Raw genomic sequence first — 301 nt, forward strand, 5'->3', positions numbered from 1 at the left:
CGCCAACTCCGAGGTGTGGAAATGAGCGCGATCAGCATTCGCCGGGCACGCGAAACGGATGTTGCGGCGATCGTCGCGATGCTTGCCGACGACGCGCTTGGCCGCGCCCGCGAGAACGCAAGCCTGCCTTTGGCGCGAGCTTATCAGGATGCCTTCGCGGCGATCGACGGCAACCCGGACCAGTTCCTGGCGGTGATGACGCAGGGCGCCGAGGTCATCGGCACTCTCCAGATCAGCTTTCTCCCGGGGCTGTCGTTGCAGGGGGCCTGGCGCGGCCAGATCGAGGCGGTGCGCGTCGCGG

Annotated in this window: 1 pseudogene; it reads left to right on the forward strand. The window is 67.8% G+C overall.

Going from position 1 to position 301, the window contains the following annotated elements:
- Positions 1-21: 21 nt before the first annotated feature.
- A pseudogene (locus tag EN845_RS34675) lies at positions 22-301 on the forward strand (GNAT family N-acetyltransferase); the annotation flags it as partial.

It is taken from the genome of Mesorhizobium sp. M8A.F.Ca.ET.202.01.1.1 (assembly GCF_004791595.1).
Classification (GTDB): domain Bacteria; phylum Pseudomonadota; class Alphaproteobacteria; order Rhizobiales; family Rhizobiaceae; genus Mesorhizobium.